We start from the raw sequence: 22,476 nt of genomic DNA, 5'->3' as shown, positions 1-22,476 counted from the left end.
CTAATTACGGTTAGTTACGCTTTTATAAAACTCTATATTTTGTTTCGCTATACTATTGATATCAAAAAAGGCTTCTACTTTTTTTCTTGCTGATTTTCCCATTTTCAAACATAACTCTTCATCATTTAAAAGGGTATTGATTTTTTCTGCAAAAAAATCATGATTTACAGGATGAACCAAAAACCCATTATCTCCATCATCAACCATTTCATTTGCCCATCCAATATCTGAAGCTACAATTGGTTTTCCCATAGCCATAGCTTCTAGCCAGGAAACAGGAAAAGCTTCTGCAAAAGAAGGAAAAACACAAAGAGTTTCCTCCTCTATTTTTTGTTTTATTTCAGTGTACGAAACACTCCCTAAATAGGTTACATTGTTCTTTGCTTTATCTGAAAATAATTTCTGCATCATTTGCCAAATCGATGAATTTCCCGAAATAATATCAGAAACATCTTTACCAATCAAAATCAATTTAGCATTCGGATTATTCTCGATTACTTTATTAAAAATCAAAGGTAATTCCAGCAGTCCTTTTTTACGAATCAGGCTTCCAAAATACAATATACTATTTTCTCTTTGAGTGGTTTTATTCGATTGAAATAATCGTGTGTCAATCGGATTGGGGATAATTGTAAACTTTTTAGCCAGATTAAAAACAGCATTTGTTGTATTTGCCGTAAACTGACTAACAGACAATAACTCATCTGCCTTAATTAAGGCTCTTTTTTCATGAAATTTATTTACCCATTTTACCGGACGATTATCCAAATGACAGAAATAAGTATCTGATCCGTGAAGTCTAATTATTATCGGGCATTTTTGGGGTTTAATAAAAGAGGTAATTCCAGTCCAATCGGGTGCTTCTACTAAATCAATTTCTTTATCAGAATACAGTTTGTTAATTATCCTTTCAATTTTTTTTCTTGTGAAAAACCATGACAATCCTTTGATTTTTACATTTTTTATTTGCTGAATTAAGATCCCATTGTCATCAAAAAAAGCATCTTCTTTTTGTCCATAAACCAAGACTCTAACTGAAACACCTTGCGCCAAAAGCCCTATTGCCAGATTTTTAATGCTTGTTCCAATACCTCCCGAATTTCCTGTTCTGGAATGTGGATATTCCGGTGTTAAAAAAGCTATTTTCATGAATTTATTTCTTAAAAAAATCTTTCAAAATTCTGGTTGTAAATATTCTTGCTCCTGTATCATTCATGTGTCCGCATGAAGAAAAATATTTATTATCGACTACTACATTTTCATAATTATGAATTTCCGGATATAGTTTTTTAACCTTCTCAAAATAATTCATCCCAATTGCATTTTCGCACATCGGTGTCATAATTGCGATTAGATTAATATTATTCCTTTTACAAATACTTTTTATCTCTTCATAATATTCATTTCTAATCGGATTAACATTTAGATTTTCTGTTAATGTTGTATTTGAATTTTCCAGTGCAGAATAACCTCCAAAATCTAATTCCTTATTTTTTTTATTTATACTGCAAAAAAACATTTCTCTTACACCAATTTTTGTTTCATACTTGACATATCTGTAAAAAGGTATATAATACAAAAAATCATAGCCCGGCATAATCATTAAATGCTTTTTTATAGCTTCAGAATCGTGCAGATAAGGCAAAAATTTCAAAATCACGGCTTCTGATTTTTTGTCACTTCGCAGATTTACATCTACATCAATAATTACATTTTTAATTTTATTCTTTTTCTCTAAGAGTAATTTTAAAACCAAATCTGATTCAAATAATTTTGATCCCTGCATTCCAAAATTAAATGTTTTTAAACCCTGATCTGTAAACATTTGAGTTACAAAATGATTATTCGATCTTGATGAACCTAAAATAACTACATCAAATTCTTGTGGTTTTGAATTGTAAATATATCCAATCTTACTTCTGTTTTTTGAGTAAAAAAATAAATTTGAATATACCACATCTAAAACGCAGGCGAATGCTAAAATAATTACAAGAATCTTCAAAAGAAAAAACAAAAACTTCTTCATTTTCAAATTTATCTCTTAAAAAAATCTTTTAAAATTCTGGCTGTAAGCATTCTTGCTCCTGTATCATTCATGTGCCCGCATGAGGCAAAATATTTGTCCTCGACTACCACATTTTCATAATTATGAATCTCCGGATATACCTTTTTTACTTTCTCAAAATAATTCATTCCCACAACATTTTCACACATTGGAGTCATTACGGCTATAAAATTAATATGATTGTCTTTGCATATCTTTTTAATTTCTTCGTAATATTTATTATGCGGTAAAGGATTAAGATTTGCGATGTTATTTTTCATATTACCGTTTTTGTGCTTTACCAACGGATAATACCCTAAGTTGTCCAGCGTATTTGTATTTTTATGAATTGCGGTATAAAAAGCTTCTCTGAAACCAATTTTGGTTTCGTATTTTACATATCTATAAAAAGGAATATAATATAATTCATTAAAATTTTCCTGCGACAAAAAATGATTTTTTATAACATTTGAATTATGAATATAAGGTAAAAATTTAGCCGAAATCCCTTCTGCTTCCTGGTCATTTGCAAGACTTAAATCTGCTTCAAGAATAATGTTTTTTATTTTAAACTTTCTTTCTATCATTAACTTTAATAATAGAGATGTTTCATATAAATGACCACCACTCATACCATAATTAAACGTTTTTAATCCTTTATCTTCAAACATTTGAGCAACAAAATGATTGTTTGCGCGGGAAGTACCCAAAAAAACAACGTCATAGTTTTGAGCTTTTGAAGTGAAAACTGTTTCTACTTTTCCTCTGTTTTTAGATTGCATAAAAATGCCAGTATAAAGTGCATCTAAAACTATAGCAACCAAAATACTTATTATTAATACCTTAACTAGATAAATTAAAAATTTCCTCATTAAAACTGAAAATATATAAATTCTTTATAATCTGAAAAAGTACCTAATGCCATAATAGCTGCTATTGCTAAAGCTAATTTCAATAAGCTTCTTTTTCCCGAAATAGGTTCTATTTTATTACGATTATTCCATTCAACTAAAACAAACAAACCAATCATAATTATCAATTCATAATTACTTCGATCATTTGCTAAAAATTGAATTTTAAATTCCCCATTAGAAATCATCCTTTTCAAATACTCAATTGCATCGGTTATTGTTCTGGCTCTAAAAAATACCCAAGCAACACAGGTCAATAAAAAAGTATAGAGAATACTCATTATTACTTTTACAGAGCCAAAATTCCATTTTAGTACAATCACATCCATATTGTTTCTGTTGCTATTTGATAAAAGTAGAGGCAGAAAGTAAACTGCATTTATAAATCCCCAAACAATATATGTCCAATTCGCACCATGCCAAAATCCGCTAACTACAAAAATGATAAAGGTATTTCTGATTTTCATCCAAATACCACCTTTGCTCCCACCTAAAGGAATGTAAAGGTAATCACGGAACCAAGACGACAGCGAAATGTGCCAACGGCGCCAGAACTCAGCTATGTCTCGTGAGAAATATGGATAATTAAAATTTCGTAATAAATCTAAACCAAATAACTTAGAAACTCCTAGTGCAATATCTGAATATCCTGAAAAGTCCCCATAAATTTGGAATGCAAAATATATTGCGCCCAAAATAAGAGAGAAAGAATTCATTGAAGTATAATTATCAAAAATAGCATTGGCATAAGTAGCACAAGTATCTGCAATGACAACTTTTTTAACTAATCCCCAAATAATTTGGTAAATACCTTCTTTCGCCATTTGAAAATTAAACTCACGTTTAACTTTTACCTGTGGCAATAAATGTGTAGCTCTTTCGATTGGTCCTGCAACCAAAAGTGGAAAGTAGCTAACAAACAGAGAATAATCTACAAAGTTATATTCGGCTTTTATTCTTTTAAAATAAATATCGATTACGTATGATAAACCGTGGAAAGTATAAAATGAAATTCCGACCGGAAGAATCACATTCAATAAAATTGGGCTTGCCTTAAAACCAGCTGAGTTTAATAAATCTGAGAAAGAGGCAGCAAAAAAGTTATAGTATTTAAAAACTCCTAAGAATCCTAAATTGACTAAAATACTAAGCCAAAACCAAAACTTTCGGCTTCTTTCTGATTTTCCTTTTTCGATTTGAATTCCGGTATAATAATCCAGAAATGTAGAAAAAACTAATAGAAACAGAAATCTCCAATCCCAACAAGAATAAAAATAATAACTGGCAACAATTAGTAAAGCATTTTGAGCGCTTTTGGTTTTATTAAAAACAAACCAATACAAGAAAAAAACGATTGGTAAAAAAACAGCAAATGCTATGGAGTTAAAAAACATATAATCCTATTAATGAATATTTTAATTACGTTTAAAGTTTTGATTTTTATTAACTAATTCAAAATAATTATCTACCATTTTGGTTAGCGAAAAAGTCTGCAAATTATCATTAATAACTGAGTTATTCTTAAAAATATAGTTTTGATTTAGAATATTTAGTAAAATTTCTTTTAATTGATCTATCCTTAATGTATCAAATAAAAATCCGTTTTTATTTTCCATTACCAAACCAAGCACATTACCTTCATTTCGAGTCGTAATTACTGGCAAATTACACAGTAAACTTTCCAGTACTGTATAACAAAATGTTTCTCCATGCGAAGGATGTATAAGATAATCATACTTGCAATAAACTTCATTCAAATCTGATACGCTGCCTTTAAAATTAAATATACTCTGAAGAGAAAACTCCTCAATCATTTTATTTAATTCTTCCTGATAATTACCTTCTCCATAAATATCAATTGAAAAATCAAAATTATGCAAATCCCGAATCCCCTGAACTGCTGTTATTAAGTCTTGAATTCCTTTTTCTTTTCGTAAATGGCAGGCAACAATAAATTTGTTATTAGAAGAAAAATCCGTTTTCTGTATAAATTTCGAAACGTCTAATCCATTCGGAATAACAAGAATCTTACTTTTTATATGATTGCCAAAATCTTTTATAAGTTCTTTTTTAGAATATTCTGAAACGCCAACAAAAACATCAATATATCTTGAGACTAAAATTCCTTTTATTCTTTTGTTTATTCTCTTTTTAAATGAATATCCGCTTAAAGGTCGTGGATTATGATCAACGACAATAATTTTTGCTTTTGATAGTTTGCTGATTATATAGAAAAAAGGCGTGCACAGTTCTACAAAATGAGTTATGATCTGAGAATATTCTGTTTTATTTTGCTTGCAAAAGGAGAGGAAATTATTTTCGACACTTTCCTTTTCATTACTGTAAATTGTCAAATTAGAATATAATCCGTGATTTGATGTATTTGGGAAAAACCAATCGACTTCGACATTATTTTCTTTGCATTTTTTATCAAAATCCCAGAAAAAATAATCCATACCTCCCACTCTTTCAGGAAGTAATTGATAATTGCAAAGTATTGCTATTTTAGTCATGGAATGAGGCTAAAGTTTTGGCAATACGTTTACTGGTTCCTTGTAAACTTTTCCCGATTTGTAAATCAATCATTGATTTTCTTTCTGATTTTCTTTCTTCAGGATTATTAAATGTTTGATTGATTTGATCGATTAATTCCTGTTTATTTTTAGCAATGGTTACAGCGTTACCATCAATCACTTTTTTGTAATGATTGTAATTTAAAAATCTCTGATCGTTATAAAGACCATTTTCAAGGTTTCCAAAAACGGTATTAATTACCGGTTTATCAAACAGCATAAAATCGAGGCTCATGGTAGAACACATGTTGATGCTTAAATCGGCATTTTCTAATAATGATCGTAAATTTGTAATATCTTCATCACTTGGAATTCGCTGCGACCAGCTTTCCTGATGATTTTCTCTGGTTAGAATCCATTTTGGTACATCCCAGATAATTTCAGGAAATTCATCGCGAATAGTTTTGAATCGGCTATCATCTTCGGCCGGAGATGTTCGTACTAAAAGCTGTACTTGTGCTTCAATTTCATTATTTCGAATAGCTTCGGCAATGGTTTTAATTACAATTGGATCATTTGGCCCAATAGAAACATCGGCACAACTGTAACAAATGTTTTTTTTATTGCTGTCTAATCCAAATTTGGCAAGAAAATTTTCTTTTGAAGATTTATACTTGTCGAGAACATAAGGTTCAAACTGTGGTGTTCCAACAACCTGAACTTCATCATTTTTTACATTTGGATAAAAATAGAGCAGCTCCTCTTTCATTAACTGACTCCAAACCAAAAATTTATCAAACGTTCCTAACATTCTTCCTTTTGAAGCTAAATTATCCCAACTAAAAATAAAGGTACTTGTTGGAGTTTTTGTTTGAATTGCCGCGTACAAAAATGGCGCTAAATAAGGCGGACGCTGGTGTGTGAAAAATAAATGTGAAGGTTTATCTTCTTTAAGTATTTCGATATATTCTTTTGTGATTTTATCTTTTGAGAAAGATGAAAATTGAATTTTTTCGGCTAATAAAATACTTGAATTTGAGTTTATAAAATTTGTAAAAGAATAAATGGTTTTTACAAATAATGAACGAACTGAATTATTTTTAGGATAACCTGAAACAAGATTATCATTCATCCCGTAAAAGGATTTGTTTTTTTGTAAATGGGCAATTTCTTTCCATTTTCTAAAAGCCCATGTTGCTTTTCCTTCTTTAAAAACAGCAAGCTCTTTTATTTCGAGTTTTGAATTATTAAAATTCTGATAACAACTTTCGGGCAAACCAGAATAGATAATGATTTTATCAAATTGTTTCACTGCTTCACTAATGAAATCACTCATGACAAAATTTCTAAATCCTACTCCGTCGGTTATTACTATTCCTAATTTTTTCATTTAATTTATAATCCGATTACTTAAAATCTCTAAATTGTTTTTGATGATTGAGTTGCCAAATATCAGCTTTTTGAATGCTTTGAAGAAATAATTCATTGCTGTTTCCTTCTCCAAAATCATCTTCAACAATTTGAACTTTGTGAGAATCAATAATTGAAAGTGCTTCTTTTATTCCTTTTTCTGAATAATCAGTGTTGATAATATCAGCATGAACTGCTCTGTTCTGCTGACGGGTTCCGATATTAATAATTGGAATTCCGTAATATGGAGCTTCTCGAATTCCTGCACTACTATTACCGATAATGAACTGACTGTTTTTTAATAAGGTCAGGAAATATTCGAAACGCAATGATGGGAAAATTCTAAATCTTGGATTCTCTTTCAGTTTTTGATAGGCTTCTATAATAAACTGACTTCCTAAATCATTGTTTGGGAAAATGACGACATAATTATGATTGTCTTGTAATAATGAAGTAACAAAGGTTTCTGCATATTTTTGTATTTCCTTAATTTCTGTAGTTACAGGATGAAACATTACAATGGCATATTTTTCAAAATCTATTTTATAATATGCTTTTGCAATTGCTAAATCAGGTAATTGATCTGAAAACATGATGTCAATATCGGGAGAACCAATTGTGAAAATAGATTCTTTAATTTCTCCCATTTGCAACAATCTCTTTTCGGCTTGTTTGTTTGACACAAAATGAATGTGGCTTAATTTACTAACGCTGTGACGAATTAATTCATCAACAGTTCCTGAAACTTCTCCGCCTTCTATATGAGAAACTAAAATATTGTTAAGCGATCCTACGATTGCGCCTGCAAGCGTTTCGACACGATCACCGTGCACGACAATCATATCGGGTTTTATCTCTTTGCAATAATTTGATAATCCTTCAATGGTTTTTGCCAATGTAAGATCCATTGTGGTTTCATGCGTATGGTTTTCGAATGTAAAAACATTTTTAAAATTACAGCGTTCGATCTCTATTAAAGTATAACCATATATTTCTTGTAAATGCATTCCGGTTACAAATACGAAAACTTCAAATTCCGACTGTTTTTCCAGAATCGAAATGAGTGACTTTATCTTGCCAAAATCGGCACGTGTTCCTGTTAGGAAAAGGATTTTTTTCATTTAAAATATTTTACTCAAAATCAGTAAAATCCAATTGTTCGTCGTTTTCAATATCTCTTGATGCAGTTTTTCCAATTAAATCATTAAAATGTTCTGCTAAGATTTTTCCGGTTCCGGGACGTTTTACCCAAATATTTTGTTTAGATAATTTTTCTCCTTTTTTAATTGATGCTATTGTACAAACGGTGGCAAATGCAAAATCTATTGTCACTTGTTCTTCTAATGCCGGTTTTTTTGTTCCGCCACGCATCAAGGCAATTTCTGCACTCGAAACAATTAATTCAGCGCAAGCTTTTTCATCCATACTGCATACAATATCCGGGCCTGTGCGCTGCATGTGATCTGTAAAATGTCTTTCGAGAATACTTGCACCAAGAGCAACAGCTCCTAAGCACGCATTGTTATTTAAGGTATGGTCACTTAAACCAAAAACTTTATCAGGAAAAGCATTGTGCAGTTCTGTCATTGCTCCAAAACGAACTAAATGAATTGGTGTTGGATACAAATTTGTTGTATGCAAGAGTGCAACGGGAATATTATGTTTGTCGAAAATAGCAACAGCTTTCCGGATACTTTCTATGGTATTCATTCCTGTACTTAAAATAACAGGTTTCCCAAATGAAGCAATATGTTCCAGTAATGGATAATTATTACATTCTCCTGAACCAATTTTATAGGCTGGAATATCAAATTCCTTCAGTCTTTCGGCCGCAGCTCTGGAAAATGGCGTCGAAATAAAAATCATGCCTTTGCTTTCTACATAATTTTTAAGTTCAAGTTCGTCAGCTTCATTAAGTGAGCAGCGTTCCATTATTTCATAAATAGAAACATCGGCATTTCCCGGAATTACTTTTTTGGCAGCTCCGCTCATTTCATCTTCAACAATATGAGTTTGGTGTTTTACGACCTCAACTCCTGCTCTTTTTGCAGCATCTACCATTTCTTTGGCAACCTGTAATGAGCCTTCGTGATTAATTCCGATTTCGGCAATAACCAAAGGAGGGAAATCTGGTCCGATTTTTCGTCCTGCAATTTCTATAAATGGGTTCATAAAGTAGGTTATGAATTAGGGTTTTATAAGTTTTGGGTATAGATATTCGGCGTAATCAAAATCTTCTTGGGTATCTATATCTACGTCGGCAAAAATAGAATCTATTTTGAAAGGAAATGCATTTTCGGCAATAATAATATTTTCCATAATCAGGGCGGCTTTTGTAATGTAAAGCAATCCATTTTCGAAAAAAAGCGGCTCTAAATCCTGACTTCGCTGACCTATTTCGTAATTGAACGGAATAAATTTCTGGTTTACTATTTTTCCGAATTTTTGATGATTTCGGGAAACGGTGAATAAACTATTACATTTTTCTTTTTGATAAATCTCAAACGCTTCTTTTAATAAATCGTGTGGTCGAAGCGGATTTGTGGCTTGTAATAAAACAACATTCTCAACGGTATCTGTAATTTGTTCCAACACGTTTTTTAATGCTGAAACAGTTGGTTCTAAATCTCCCGAAATACTTTCGGGCCTGCTGATTACTTTTGCTCCAAATTCTAACGCAATTTTTTTAATATCATCATCATTTGTAGAAACATATACTTCATCGATGATTTCATTATTTTCTTTGGCATATAGAATACTATGGGCAAGTAACGGAATTTCACCAAGTAACTTTATGTTTTTTTGAGGCAATCGTTTAGATCCTCCGCGAGCGGGAATTATAGCAATAGTTTTCATTTAGCTAAATTAGTTATCTTCCGGTTTCCAATAGATTTTTGTTTCTTCTAATTTTTGATAGTTCTGATATTCCTGTATGGATAATCTGTTTGCGTTTTTAATAATTTTTGGCATTGAAAACAACAAATCTAATATGGCTAATAACAATGCTTTTAAAGCTTTAAAATCGCCTTTAAAGACTTTTAATTTTAACTGCATCCAAATTGAATAGGATAATTTTCGTGGGATAATTTTAATCGGATAAAATAAAAAATACAAATACCAGCCAGCGCGTAATGAACGTTGTAATCGCAAAGCATAATCGGGATTTTTTTTACGAGATTTTATATCTACTCTATGATTGACTAAAACTTGGGGTAAATAATAAATCTCCCATTTTTTCTTCAATAACTGGTATGATGCAAAATCTTCTTCTCCATAAAAAATAAACCAAGCCGGATAATCTGGAATATCTCTCCAGGCACTCATTCGCCAAACATGTCCACAGCCAACAAAACTTTTCATACGATGCAAAACCTCATCAGAATTAATTATTTTGGGTTCCTGAAGATTCCAAAAAATTCTAAAACCGAGTAGCCCTATTTTTGGATTTTCATTAAAAGTGTTCTTAATAATTTCTAAAGGATTTTGAGTAATAAAATGCAAATCATCATCTATAGAAATTGCAAATTCGGTAGTAACCAAATCCATTAATCTGTTTCTGCTATAAATTAATCCTTTACTTTCCGTATTCCGGATGAGTTGAATATTTGGGTATTCTTTCTGAATAAATAAGTCTGTGCCGTCTGTTGATCCATCATCACAAATGATGAACACAACATCTTCCCGATCTAATAAATCCTGACTTTTACGCAATGTAAATGCCAAATCATCTTTTCGATTTTTGGTTGTAATTAATATTGTAAATTCTTTAGGAATAAATGTCATTTACTAATATTTTGAAATCATTTCTTTGGGTAGTTTTTTACATTTTAGAAATAACTTTATCAATACTTTTATGGAAATAAACTTTACGAAAAGCTTGTTTTTTATCCAGTATAAAAACGGGCTTATTGTTTTATTTTTCTTAAAACCGTACTTTAATTCTTCGATATCGTCTTTTAAAGTTTGAGGAACAATCATCCAATTTTCTAAAGTGTTTCCCATGTGACAGGCATAATTATCCTGTGTTGTTACACGCCAATAATCTTTTTTAAGTGGAGCTTTATCTAAATATGCTTCGCTTGTACCGCCCATTTTAAATTGAATATAACTTATTATTTCGTTAAAAATATCTTTTTTATAAGTTGCTACAAAATGTCCTGAACCTAAGAGAACATTTTGATTCTCATTAATTTTAAGTCCTAAATTGTATTTCAGATAGTCCTGATTGTAATCTCTTTTCCAACCTAAACTATCATAAAAATGTATTAGGGCTTCTTTATTTTTTACAGGAATAAATTGAAGTTTTGAACTTAGGATTGTATCAAATAATACGTTCCCGCAATTACTTTCGTACATTTTAAACTGAGGCACAATTCCAACAACTCCAGCTTTTGGAACTGATTTAAAAATATTGACTGTTTCTTTTTGCCAATTGTTTAAAAACAAAACATCTGAGTCTGAAATGGTAACCAATTCTATATTATTACCGGCTAATCCTTTTAGTATTGCATTAAGTTTTCCTATATTTTGGGTATGAATAAGTTCTTGAATTTTATTTTCTTTCAGTAGTAAATCTAAATAACTTACAACGCCTATATCACTCCCATTATTAACAATTGTTATAAAGGTTTGATTGTGTGTCGTGGCAAACAAGGAGTCTAAACATAGTTTTAAAATAGTAAGACTATCTTTAAAGTATCCTTCGTGATTAGGTATATATACGGGAATTATGATCTGGTGTAAATATCCGGAATCTTCTTGTTGTTTGTCTTTATGTGGATTATATCCTACCCGCATCTTATTTCGTAAATATAATTTTTAGTTTATGAAAAACTCTTTTCTTTAGTTTTTTGATTTTTAGGAAAACTGTGTCATTTTTAATCTGATGCTTAAAGAAAGTCTTATTCTGACAAATAATTTCAGGAAACTCCCTTTTTATTTCAAAGTAAACACTTTGTTTCTTTTTATTTAAGAAGGCTGAATCAGGATCATTGTACTTTGTATAATATAATGATTCTATTATTTTCCAGCTATTAATGAGACTTAAAGCTTTATCTGCTGTTTTTAGCAAACTTAAGTTCTCATTAGAAATATTATTTCTATATAAAACGTAAGTAGTATTGGCAAAAATTATTTTACTACAATTTAATAATATTCTGAAAAAAAACTCACCATCATCATTCATTGTTAAATTTTCATTCCAATAACCTGAAAACCTTATTAATTCTTTATTAATCAAAAAACTATGTGAAGGGAAGAAACCTCCATATAGTCCTGTTAAATCAAAATATTCCTTTATAGCATCGAAATTTCTGTAATCAAGACTGCTCTCATTTAAACTTAAAGGCTCATTAATTTGATCAAATCTTCCCCATTTGCATGTTGAAATAACAAAATCTTCCTCATTTAGCAATAATTGAATTTGCTCCTCAAGTTTATTGCTGGCCAGTATATCATCTGAATCAAGAAACTGGATATAATCGCCTTTCGCTATTTTCAATCCAATATTTCTGGAGGCACTTGCTCCTTTCTTATCTTCTTTTGACTTTACAACCAGTTTAAACCTTCCATCATTGTCCTGATACGATTTTATTTTTTCTTCTATTTGATCTGATGAATTATCATCGACTATAATACATTCCCAATTAGAATAAGTCTGTGCAATTAAACTGTCCAGTGTTTCACCAATTAAATGTGCCCTATTGTAAACAGGAACAATTATAGAGACCAGAGGTTTATTCATTTATGATAAATTATATACATTACAAATAGAATTTTTTATTTTTTCGTAATCATAATCCTCAATTGCAGTAAGATGGTTTTTTTTGGCAAATTGAATATTATTATCTTTATTATCTATCAGATTTACTATTTTTTGAGCTATTTCATCTGGGTTTTCAGGGTCATCAATCAGATCTCCAAAATATTTTTCTCCAATAAGCTCTTTTGTAGCATTACCCGGATTTGATTGTAAAGGAATAGCTCCAAATAATAAAGCCTCTAATAAAGAATTTGGCATTCCGTCTGAAAAATTATTGCCTATATACAAAAATGCTTTTCCAAAATAACTAAAAAGTTCACTTTGGTTTACCCTTTCTAGTATTTTAATTTTCATCTCTAGTTTTGAATCTGATTTAATGAATTCTCTGGTTTTTTCTCCTGCAGAAAAAACATAAATTTGAAAATCATCTAACAAATGAATTATTTTCTGAATAGCTTTTAAAGTATAGATTGCTCTGCCGGTTTCATTATGATTTCCTTTTATCAAAATTAACTTTCTGGACTCAACATCCTGAAAATTAACTTTAACATCATTTATCTTATATCCGCCACCTCCCGGTATAACTCCAAGAAAAGTTCCTTTAAAATTATATTTTTTTGCTAAATTATGATCTCTTTTACAATCTGTTATTAAATAATCGACCCTGCTTAAGACCGATTTAATTTTTTGAATATCATTTTTAAAGACCTGATGTCTGAAAATATCACTTCCCCAGCAAGAATAAATCCATTTAATATTGGGGTTTTTATTCATTGCTTTCAATATTGGATAAGAACCATAATGCAGTTCAAAACTATGAATGATGTCCGGTTGTATTTCTTGTATAATGGCCTCTAAAGCTTCGTTGGCAGAAATTTCTAGAAAAGGAATTACTTTATGATATAATGAAGGTATTTTCTTTTTTAAAAAATATTCTCCTTTTATGTATGGGTATTTTCTTTTTTTCCAGTCGGTAAATTGACGAATATCACCTGAATTCTCTAATTTTCCTCTGTGTAAAACATCAAACCAATAAAGCTCATAATCTTTTCCGTTTAAATTTTCGATCCAGCGAATAGCATGAATAGAAGGTATAGATACAAAAAGTATTTTCATTTCTTTTCTGTTTTTAACTTATTCTGTACACTCATCTATTACAAAAATTACAGCTTTTTAATGCTTAAAGCTTAAATAAAATCTTCTTAAACATTTAGAGAAACCGTTAATATCCATTACAGAAATATAAAAAAGAAGTAAATAACGCCATTCGTCCAGTCTTAATTTTCTATTTTTTTTTATTGAAATTTCATATTGTAATACAAGATCTATTTGTTGGGATCGACTAAATAAATCCATTTTTTTAATGATACATTCTTTATAAAAATTTTCGCTGGCGATATCTTTTAAGCCTTGGTTGTTTTGTGTTCCTGATATCGATATGGCAGAATATCTGATTAACAAATTATTATCGTTTATAGAATAAACAGGTTTATTGTCAGAAAAAAAAATCCAGGCCGCATCATCACTGTGCCATGCCAAAGGAAAATCGAAAAATCCGTATTTTTGAAAAATCTTTTTTGAAAACACATATTCGGATAAAGAGCTTCTTGTCAAACCTTTAAATCTTCTAAAGTAAGAATCAGATGCTTTCTCCCATACCGGATTTGTAAATGAATCACTTACTCTTCCGTTTAAATTCATATTTAAAGATTTTGATGCAAATCTTATCAGGTTCGATTTTGTATTAAAAATGTCGTAATGATTATACCAGGATGCTACAACTGTATTTTCCAAAATATCATCATCTCCTAAAATCATTATCCAGTCTTCATCATTAATAAGCGCAATACAACGTTCCCAATGTTTTACCAGTGATATACTTCCTAAATTATTATCAAACGATTGATAAACAAAATCGAAATTATCTTTATATTGTTCCAATAACAGAGATGGATCTTCAGGGCTGGCGTCATTTCCTATATAAACTTTGAATCTTTTATCTGTTTGGCCTGATAACGATTTTAAAGTTTCTTCAAAGAAAACTAGTTTGTAATAAGGGATAACTATAGCCAGCATTTATTTCTTATTTATTTTTCCGAATATTGTAAATCCAAAAAAAGTTTTACAAAACAAATCAAGTACAAATTTTTCGCTTTTTAGTTTTATAGAAAATGCTTCTCTTTCTTTTAGCAAATTATTATTTAATGCTCCAAAAGATCCTAAATGCTGTACAAAAAAATCGGCATGTTTTATGCTTAAATAATTAAAGAGTTTATCTTTTATAACAGTATCTAGTTTTTTTTGCCTTGACACTAATTTTATTCTATAGTAAAATCCTGTTATATCTAAACACAATACGTTGCCGCCATTTTTTAGAAAGGCTATCCAAAATTCCCAATCTTCTAGCCCTTCCTGCATATTATCATCGTAACCTCTAACTAATTCCCAATCTCTTTTTCGATACACAGCAGAGCAAAAAATCATATTGTCTAATGCTAATGCTTTAAGAGAGAATGGTGCTAAATTCCAGTTGCCGGTTTCATCTCCAAATTTCTCTGCTTTGCAATAAACGAGTTTTAGCGATTCGTCATTTTCAAATGCTTTTATAGCTTGTTGTATGTAATTTTGAGCAATTTTATCATCTCCGTCAAGCGGCAGAATATATTCGCCAATGCTATTTCTAATCCCTAAATTTCTTGCACTGCTAACTCCTGCATTTTGCTGATAATAGTACCTAAATCTTTTATCCTTTTTAACCCAATTTTCTGCTATTTCTTGTGTGTTGTCCAGACTACCATCACTGATGATAATACATTCCCAATTTTCATAGGTTTGATCCAATACAGATTGTAAAGCTTCGTTTAAATATTGAGCCTGATTATAGCACGGAACTATTATAGACACTATTGGATCTCTCATTTTTTGCTGTAAAAAATCATTGATTTTACAAATAATTTAATTTCATGCAATGCCTTTAATTTAATTTGCCAATTGTATTTAATTTTCAAATATTGAAAATAAATTATCGGTGAATATCTTTCTCTTTTTAAAAAGTAATCTTTAAATAGATTGTTCTGAATCTCAAACAGATATTTTTCAAAACCTTGTTGCTCAAAAAATGACTTTTGATTGGCTAAAAGTAATTTGCTTTTTAAATCTTCAAACTGATTCATTTCTATAAAAGAAAAGGATTCTCTTCGTGCTATTATTTTCTTTAAAAAATCGTATGTCTGATCGTTCTTTTCAAAACCGAGATTATTCAATAAATTAATTTTTATTTCTAATGCGATATTTCTTTGTTGTTCATTCCTTTTATGAGATACCTGCGAACTATGAACGCGATAATGAAGCAAAACTTCTTGTAAATTATGTAATTTTCCTACTGCTAATAATCTTGTCCAAAGATCATAATCTTCGGCTGGTTCTTTTTTTTCGTCATAAATTAAAGAGAATTTATCTAAACAACTTTTCCTAATTATTACCGTTGGGTGTGCTATGCAGCAATCCTTAAGCATTGCTAATTTTATAGCGTCATGATATTCCGGAACGGTAATAATTTTATCCCTGCCAATAATTTTAATGAATGTACCAATAAGCACTGTTTCAGGATTTGTGTCTAAAAAAGCAACTTGTTTTGCAAAACGTTCCGGCAAGCTTATATCATCACCATCCATTCTTGCAATATATTCTCCTTTTGCAATACTTAATCCGTGATTTAAACTATTAGTATAACCCGTATTTAATGGTTTTTTAATTAATTTAATTCTATTATCATCATAGCTTCTTATAATTGATAATGTTTCATCTGTAGAAGCGTCATCAATTATTATAAATTCAAAATCTGAAAAAGTTTGATTTAAAATACTATCAATTGATTCTTTTATATAAAGTTCGCAATTGTAGACAGGCATTAATACTGTAATTCTTGGATGATTAGAAATATTCATTATTCTAAAAGTATTTTTTCAATATTTCCAACATTTTTAAAAACATTTCTATTATTAAAAATATCTTGAAATTGTTTATCCGAAAGTGATTCTGCAATTTTATAATTATACAAAACTGCTTTGCTAGCCTCAACAAATGCTAATAAATCTTTATAATGTGGATAAATAAAGTCTAATTTATTTATATGTTCATTATCCCCAATAAAAAAATCCCAAAAAATTTGTGGGGTTCCTGTTAAACATACTTCTAATGCTGCGAAACCTGCTGGTAGATTATTATATCCTTGAAACCATACTAAATCTAATTTTTCTTCCAGAATAGTTTTTTTCATGTCTGACTGATGCCCTCTAAAATAAACCTTCCCGTTCAAATCTAAATTATTAACGTAACGATCATATTCGGCATGCTTATAATCCCCAACTCCAAAAACATGCAGCTCAATATTATAACCTTGACTTAACAAAACCTGATAGGCGTATAAAAATGGATCTAAAGGTTTGTCTTTATGCAATCTTGTAAATATTCCTATCTTTTTAGTTTTACATGTCTCATTAAATTGCCATTTATTATACTCATTTGTCACGGCTAAACAAAAAGGCATAAATTCAAATCTGTAATTACTAAAACCTTCAAATTCATGTTCAATTTGTTTTGCACTATCAAATCCCCCAATAAAGACAAATTGTTTTTTTTTATCAAAATCCCTATAACTTTCCGATTGGAATCTTGAACACATAATGAAGATAAAAATTTCTTTAAAATAATCTGATGGAATGTTATTTGATAAAGATTGATAAACATATTCTCCCATAAATATAACCTTGTCGAAATTATCGAATAAAGTAACAAGATTTTTAATGTTATTCTTTTTAAGTTTATTATTCGTTACGTTCCTCAATATTCTATTTAATATTCTAGATTCCAATCTATTTTTTGATTTTCTAATAAAATCTTTTAAAAAAAGAATCTCTGTACCTAAAGAAAGATGTCTTTCGTAAAAATAATCTGGCAAATCCAATCTAAGATTTAAGTCTGCTAAGCTAAGTATAGTCACCTTAAATTTATCTTTATCTAATGCATTATCAAATTCATACATCTCTCTTTGTGCTCCGTTATGATAAAAATCAGAGACAACAAATAATATCTTTTTCTTACTCATTCTTTATTGCAAATATGATTGAATCAATATCCTCTTTTGATAATTCATAATAAAATGGTAGTCGTAATAATCTATCTGAATACAAATCACTAAAGATCAATTCTCCTCCCGAATGTTGATTTGAATAAAATGGACTTTTATGTAAACTCAAATAATGAAATACAGCATGAATTTCATTATTTTTCAGTCGAGTAATACATCCATTTCTTTTTTCTAATGATTCAAAAACCAAATAAAACATATGTGCATTATTTGTTGCGTAATCTGGTATATGTGGTAATTTAAAATCACCTTTTTCTTCATTTTGTTTTAAGCTTTCATAATACTGATTCCAAATTTGTTTTCTTCTTTTTTGAATTTCATCTAAATGTTCAATTTGTGCCCAAAGAAAAGCAGCAATAACTTCGGATGGCAAAAAAGAAGAACCAATATCAACCCAATTATATTTGTCGACTTCACCTCTAAAAAAAGCTGACCGGTTGGTTCCTTTTTCCCAAATAATTTCCGCGCGATTTGCAAACTGCTTATCATTAATTGCCAACATCCCTCCTTCACCGGAAATGATATTTTTAGTTTCATGAAAAGAAAAAGCAGCTAAATGCCCTATCGATCCTAGCGCTCTTTTTACACCATCTTTTCCGATATAGAAACTATCTATTGCTTGTGCAGCATCTTCAATTACAAACAAATTATAGCGATTAGCAATTTCCATTATTACATCCATATCACAGGAAATTCCTGCATAATGTACAGGAACTATTGCCTTAGTTTTAGATGTAATTAAAGATTCTAATGTAGTAACATCTATATTAGGATTGAATGAATTAGAATCTGCAAAAATAATCTTTGCTCCACGTAATACAAACGCATTTGCAGTAGATACAAAAGTATAAGAAGGTATTATAACCTCATCTCCCGGCTGAATGTCAATAAGTATAGCAGCCATTTCTAATGCATCGGTACAAGATGTAGTCAATAAACACTTTTCGAACCCATACTTTTGTTCAAAAAACTTTTGACATAATTGAGTATATTTACCATTACCTGATATTTTTCCTGAAGCTACCGCATCGGTAATGTATAAAGTTTCTTTTCCTGTAAGGTAAGGTTTATTGAAATTTATCATCAAAATATAAATAGTTTTACAATTTTATCTCACTAGAATCAATTTCTAAAGCTTTAGCTGGATTCCCCATCATAACTTTATAATCATCTACATCCTTAACAACATTAGCAGCTGTACCTATTATTGCTCCTTGACCTATAACAATGTTGTTTCTTAAGGAAGCATTTAGTCCTATAAATGCTTTTTCTTCAATAATAACATTACCTCCTATTGCACAATGTGAAGTGATTGTAACATGATCTTTGATAACCATATGGTGTGCTATTATATTATTCACAAAGACTAAAATGTTATTTCCAATAACACAAAACGGCATTATCGTGTTATCTTCCATTATAAAAGTATTCTCTCCAACTACTAATCCTGGCCAAGAGGTTGATTTGGACGAAACATAACTAGCCAAAACGTAACCTTTGGTTTTAGCTTGATTATATTTATCAATCCTATTCTGGTTCAATTTAGAATAACCAATAGCAATAAACATTTTGTATTCATCTGGAGGATATATGTTTTCAATTTCTTCAAAAGGAATTAGAGGTAAACCTAAATAGTTTGGGGAATCAATATATGTAGAATCAAGTGTAAAGCCAAGAACATCATATTCACTATCATGACTAAAATAAAAATACGCCAATTGCGCTAACTCTCCTGTGCCAAAAATTATTAATTTCATTTAATTAATTAAAATCACTCTTAAAAAAAGTTTTCGCATTTTTTCCTTCATTAAAAATCAAATCTAAAATAGAAACTCCATGATCAAATCCTAAGTGTAATTGTTCATATTCAGTATAACCGGAATAATCCATCCATTCGAGTTTTATATTATTATCTGCAAATAAATTTTCATCAATATAACTTTTTGCTGAAGGTCCAGAAATATAGTGGGATGCATTAGTTTGTAAACATAAAGCAACTAATCTTTCTGTTTTTCCAACAACTAGCTCATAATCACTAGACAAGGTTATTTTAGTGTCTATTTGTAGATAATTACATAATGCTTTTATAAAAGTATAATTTATTTCAGATAACAATTCCGATTTAGAAATTTGGTCGTATAAATTAAAAATAAAATCCTTTGTTTCATCAAAACACTTTGCTTTACCATAATTAGTTTGTAAAGTTGCTTTGTGTTTTTTACTCCAGTTTTTATCAAAAACTGGAGTTTCATTTATTTTTTGATGTAAACTGTCAACTCTTACTGGAATTGTAAGCCATTGAATTCCATTATTAGTTTTAATTTTATTTCTATTCCTCCAATCATTTTTGGTGTACTGCATCTCATCATAAATAATAAATTCATCTACTTGATTTATCAAATCAAAATAACCTTTCCAAGGAATATAATTAGATTGTAAAATAGCTACTTTTTTCATACCGTGGAAACATCATTAATAGCCCAAACTAATGAAGGTCTAATCATTCCGTTTACTTTACCTAAATAACCCGATTCTCTCTTAACGTCTTTTATCTCAAAAGTTAATAGTTCTTCGTCATTAAACAAAACTCTCATATCGTTTGTGTGGAAATAAACATGTATTTGATACACATCATCATTTAAAAAATTAGCGGGAATTTGACAAGTAATTTCACTAACTTCATTCAGTTTGCAATCAAATTTACTACCAGATCCAAAAACAACATCTCCCTTAATGGTTCTTAAATCAAACCCTACAGAAATTAATTCACTATCTGTTTGGTTAATGATTTTAAGTTTAAAATCAACCGATGAGGTCACATCAATTACATCATTTTTATTTGTCGACGAAGTATTTTCAATAGCGGCATACATAATCAGAATATTTTCGTTCCCCTTAGCATTAGCAATAGAATCAAAATTAATCATTCGCTCAGAAAAAGTACTACTTTGCAAATAATCCGAGATAACTTTAGTTGGATTTCCATCCCTACAAATTCGTCCATACTCCATACATATAACACGTGTACAAAGTGTCTCTACTGCTGCCATATTATGGCTCACAAACAAAACAGTTCTACCCTCTCCTTTAGAAATATCCTGCATTTTACCAATAGCTTTTCTCTGAAACTCGGCATCCCCTACGGCTAAAACCTCATCAATAACTAAAATTTCAGGTTCTAGAAATGCTGCAACTGCAAAAGCTAAACGAACGGTCATTCCGCTACTATATCTTTTTACTGGTGTATCTATATAGCGCTCACAACCCGAAAAATCAATAATTTCATCAAGTTTAGAAGTAATCTCTTTTTTTGTCATTCCCAAAATAGCACCATTTAAGTAGATATTTTCCCGACCCGTTAGTTCTGGATTGAAACCCGTTCCAACTTCTAACAAAGATGCAATACGCCCGCGAGATTTAATGCTTCCTCTAGTGGGTGCCGTAACCTTTGATAATATTTTTAATAAAGTAGATTTTCCTGCTCCGTTTTTACCTATGATTCCTAAAACCTCACCACGTTCCACTTCAAAGTTAATATCTTGCAAAGCCCAAACATAATCACTAGTTCCTTTAGTACTGCGGTCATTAGAATCTCCAATTTTTAAATATGGATTTTCTTTTCCACGTATGCGATGCCACCATCGATTTAAATCATGGCTTAAAGTACCTGTTCCTACTTGTCCCAAACGATATTGTTTCGAGATATTTTCAGCTTTTAATATAATGTCTTGTTCCAATTAAAAATTATAAGTTGTAAATGATGAATTATAAAAAATATTCAAATCATTTTGAATTAAACCGTATCAATAAAACTCTTTTCCGTTTTATTAAAAACTAAAAGTCCAATCAAAAATATTGAAATAGTAACAACCAAAGTATATACTAATCCTGCAACTGAAACATCTCCAACATTTAAAAGCATATATCTAGATGTTTCAATAATATAAGCCAATGGGTTATATTGCACCAACCAGCCATAGTTAGGGATTTTATCTTTAATCAATGCCATAGGATATACAACAGCAGAAAGATACATAAGCAACTGAACCCCAAAACCAATTAAATGGCTAAAATCGCGATATTTAGTTACCAAAGAAGATATCATCATTCCTAATCCCAATCCCAAAATCCCCATGAGAATAATTAATAAAGGAAAAAATAATGATATAATATTTAGGCTAATAATTGCACCTTGACTATAATAATAAATATAAAAAACGATAAAAATTAAGAGTTGTATTCCAAACTTGATCAAGTTGGAAATTACGATGGAGAGAGGAGTAATAATTCTAGGAAAATAGACCTTTCCAAATATACTTGCATTGGCTCTAAAAGTATCTGAAGTTCCCGTAAGGCAAGCTGTAAAGTAATTCCAAACAGTAATTCCTGCTAAGTTAAATAAAAAGGGAGGCACAGAACCAGTATCGATTCCAGCTACATTATTAAATATTATAGTAAATGTTATCGAAGTAAACAAGGGTTGAATTAAGTACCAAAGCGGCCCTAAAACAGTTTGTTTATAAACTGTTACGATATCTCTCTTTACAAAAAGAAATAACAAATCTCGATATTGCCAAATTTCTTTTAAATTCAGCGAAAAAAAATTATTCTTAGGTGTTATTTCAAACAACCAAGGAGTTGAAGCATTTTCAGGTTTATTCATCGACATTTTAAAAATTCTACTTCTG

22 protein-coding genes are annotated in these 22,476 nt (G+C 30.1%); all 22 read right to left on the bottom strand.

Annotation, left to right across the window (positions count from 1 at the left end):
* Genes B8T70_RS07220 through B8T70_RS07115 form a run of 22 tightly spaced genes read right to left on the bottom strand, consistent with a single transcriptional unit; the run spans position 1 to position 22,451 of the window.
* Positions 1-1,149: a glycosyltransferase family 4 protein gene (locus B8T70_RS07220; protein WP_086894439.1), complete on the bottom strand. Its 1,149-nt coding sequence runs from the start codon at positions 1,147-1,149 to the stop codon at positions 1-3.
* Between the two features lie 4 nt (positions 1,150-1,153).
* On the bottom strand, positions 1,154-2,026 hold the full coding sequence (locus tag B8T70_RS07215; RefSeq protein WP_086894438.1) for a hypothetical protein: 873 nt from the start codon (positions 2,024-2,026) through the stop codon (positions 1,154-1,156).
* 8 nt (positions 2,027-2,034) lie between these two features.
* Entirely contained in the window at positions 2,035-2,916 is an 882-nt protein-coding gene (locus tag B8T70_RS07210; RefSeq protein WP_086894437.1) for a hypothetical protein, read from the bottom strand.
* Entirely contained in the window at positions 2,916-4,349 is a 1,434-nt protein-coding gene (locus B8T70_RS07205) for an MBOAT family protein (protein ID WP_086894436.1), read from the bottom strand. Before B8T70_RS07205 ends, B8T70_RS07210 begins: the two co-directional genes overlap by 1 nt.
* Before the next feature lie 21 nt (positions 4,350-4,370).
* Positions 4,371-5,468, bottom strand: a complete 1,098-nt coding sequence (locus tag B8T70_RS07200) for a glycosyltransferase family 4 protein (protein ID WP_086894435.1) — start codon at positions 5,466-5,468, stop codon at positions 4,371-4,373.
* Positions 5,461-6,858 (bottom strand): CDP-glycerol glycerophosphotransferase family protein, encoded by a 1,398-nt coding sequence (locus B8T70_RS07195; RefSeq protein WP_086894434.1) that lies wholly within the window; start codon positions 6,856-6,858, stop codon positions 5,461-5,463. Before B8T70_RS07195 ends, B8T70_RS07200 begins: the two co-directional genes overlap by 8 nt.
* Before the next feature lie 16 nt (positions 6,859-6,874).
* On the bottom strand, positions 6,875-7,999 hold the full coding sequence (gene neuC, locus B8T70_RS07190; RefSeq protein ID WP_086894433.1) for a UDP-N-acetylglucosamine 2-epimerase: 1,125 nt from the start codon (positions 7,997-7,999) through the stop codon (positions 6,875-6,877).
* 10 nt (positions 8,000-8,009) lie between these two features.
* Entirely contained in the window at positions 8,010-9,050 is a 1,041-nt protein-coding gene (neuB, locus tag B8T70_RS07185; protein WP_086894432.1) for an N-acetylneuraminate synthase, read from the bottom strand.
* A gap of 15 nt (positions 9,051-9,065) precedes the next feature.
* Complete coding sequence (locus tag B8T70_RS07180) at positions 9,066-9,734, bottom strand: cytidylyltransferase domain-containing protein (protein WP_086894431.1); 669 nt, start codon at positions 9,732-9,734, stop codon at positions 9,066-9,068.
* A 9-nt stretch (positions 9,735-9,743) separates the two neighbouring features.
* Positions 9,744-10,661, bottom strand: a complete 918-nt coding sequence (locus tag B8T70_RS07175; RefSeq protein WP_086894430.1) for a glycosyltransferase family 2 protein — start codon at positions 10,659-10,661, stop codon at positions 9,744-9,746.
* A gap of 3 nt (positions 10,662-10,664) precedes the next feature.
* A complete protein-coding gene (locus tag B8T70_RS07170) occupies positions 10,665-11,675 on the bottom strand; it encodes a glycosyltransferase family A protein (protein ID WP_086894429.1) in 1,011 nt (336 codons plus the stop codon).
* 1 nt (position 11,676) lies between these two features.
* Positions 11,677-12,621: a glycosyltransferase family 2 protein gene (locus B8T70_RS07165; RefSeq protein ID WP_086894428.1), complete on the bottom strand. Its 945-nt coding sequence runs from the start codon at positions 12,619-12,621 to the stop codon at positions 11,677-11,679.
* Positions 12,622-13,755 (bottom strand): glycosyltransferase family 4 protein, encoded by a 1,134-nt coding sequence (locus B8T70_RS07160; RefSeq protein WP_086894427.1) that lies wholly within the window; start codon positions 13,753-13,755, stop codon positions 12,622-12,624.
* Positions 13,756-13,812: 57 nt separating this feature from the next.
* Positions 13,813-14,715 (bottom strand): glycosyltransferase family A protein, encoded by a 903-nt coding sequence (locus B8T70_RS07155; protein ID WP_086894426.1) that lies wholly within the window; start codon positions 14,713-14,715, stop codon positions 13,813-13,815.
* Positions 14,716-15,558 (bottom strand): glycosyltransferase family A protein, encoded by an 843-nt coding sequence (locus tag B8T70_RS07150; RefSeq protein ID WP_086894425.1) that lies wholly within the window; start codon positions 15,556-15,558, stop codon positions 14,716-14,718.
* A complete protein-coding gene (locus B8T70_RS07145) occupies positions 15,555-16,586 on the bottom strand; it encodes a glycosyltransferase (protein WP_086894424.1) in 1,032 nt (343 codons plus the stop codon). Before B8T70_RS07145 ends, B8T70_RS07150 begins: the two co-directional genes overlap by 4 nt.
* Entirely contained in the window at positions 16,586-17,746 is a 1,161-nt protein-coding gene (locus B8T70_RS07140; protein ID WP_086894423.1) for a glycosyltransferase family 1 protein, read from the bottom strand. Before B8T70_RS07140 ends, B8T70_RS07145 begins: the two co-directional genes overlap by 1 nt.
* The gene (rffA, locus tag B8T70_RS07135; protein ID WP_086894422.1) at positions 17,739-18,872 is read right to left on the bottom strand and encodes a dTDP-4-amino-4,6-dideoxygalactose transaminase; all 1,134 of its coding nucleotides are present in this window, start codon (positions 18,870-18,872) and stop codon (positions 17,739-17,741) included. Before rffA ends, B8T70_RS07140 begins: the two co-directional genes overlap by 8 nt.
* Before the next feature lie 16 nt (positions 18,873-18,888).
* Entirely contained in the window at positions 18,889-19,545 is a 657-nt protein-coding gene (locus tag B8T70_RS07130) for an acetyltransferase (RefSeq protein WP_086894421.1), read from the bottom strand.
* A 4-nt stretch (positions 19,546-19,549) separates the two neighbouring features.
* Entirely contained in the window at positions 19,550-20,245 is a 696-nt protein-coding gene (locus B8T70_RS07125) for a WbqC family protein (protein WP_086894420.1), read from the bottom strand.
* Positions 20,242-21,525, bottom strand: a complete 1,284-nt coding sequence (locus tag B8T70_RS07120) for an ABC transporter ATP-binding protein (protein WP_086894419.1) — start codon at positions 21,523-21,525, stop codon at positions 20,242-20,244. Before B8T70_RS07120 ends, B8T70_RS07125 begins: the two co-directional genes overlap by 4 nt.
* Positions 21,526-21,581: 56 nt before the next feature.
* Positions 21,582-22,451 (bottom strand): ABC transporter permease, encoded by an 870-nt coding sequence (locus B8T70_RS07115; RefSeq protein ID WP_369827384.1) that lies wholly within the window; start codon positions 22,449-22,451, stop codon positions 21,582-21,584.
* Positions 22,452-22,476 lie beyond the last annotated feature (25 nt).

It is taken from the genome of Flavobacterium sp. AJR, assembly GCF_002156885.1.
Lineage (GTDB): Bacteria > Bacteroidota > Bacteroidia > Flavobacteriales > Flavobacteriaceae > Flavobacterium.
This window is presented reverse-complemented; position numbering and strand designations above follow the sequence as displayed.